Origin of the sequence: Mycobacterium sp. WUMAC-067 (genome assembly GCF_020217485.1) — a bacterium.
Classification (GTDB): Bacteria; Actinomycetota; Actinomycetes; order Mycobacteriales; family Mycobacteriaceae; genus Mycobacterium.
The window spans coordinates 1-667 of sequence record NZ_JAEKMI010000177.1 but is presented as its reverse complement, the minus strand read 5'-3'; the positions used below and the strand labels follow the sequence as shown (position 1 = coordinate 667).

The window sequence follows — 667 nt, the reverse complement described above, 5'->3', positions numbered from 1 at the left end:
TAGCGGCGCGACCTCCTTGCTGCCGGTCATGCCCTCGATCAGCTGCTGCCACGATTGGGTGTATCCGGTGGTAAGTGAGTTGATGTAGTCCTGCAGTTGTTGCATCCACGACGACGAGGTGCTCGAGGCCGCGGCGGCCGTGGTGCTCGCCTGCGCCGTCCCGGTGTCCTTGCTGACAGCGGGTGCCTGCTCGAAGGGGGTCAGCTCCCCGGCGGCCTGCGAGGAGCTGGCGTAGCCGAACATCGCGGTGACGTTTTGGGACCACATCTGGGCGTATTGGGCTTCGGTGGCCGCGATCGCTGCGCCGTTTTGCCCCAACAGGTTGGTTGCCTGCAGGCCTGCGAGCTGGGTGCGGTTGGCGGCGATCAGCGCCGGGGGGACGACGCAGGCCAGCGCGGCCTCATAGGCGGTGGCGGCGGCTTGGGCGTGGGCGGCGGTCTGCTCGGCCAGGCCCGCGGTGGTCGAGATCCAGCCCACATAGGGTGCGGCCGCGGCTGCCATGGAGGTCGAGGACGGGCCCTGCCACTCGGTGGTGAGTTCGGAGATCACCGCGCCGTATGAGGATGCGGTGGAATGTAATTCGGCGGCGAGTGCTCCCCACGCGGCAGCGGCGGCCAGCATGGGTGCTGCGCCGGGGCCGGCGTAGAGCTGGGTGGAGATGACCTCG

The 667-nt window shown here is 69.1% G+C and carries 1 protein-coding gene; it reads right to left on the bottom strand.

The window, feature by feature from the left end:
* Positions 1-667: PPE family protein (locus JF781_RS28100; RefSeq protein WP_225341373.1), on the bottom strand; the 667-nt coding region annotated here is incomplete at both ends.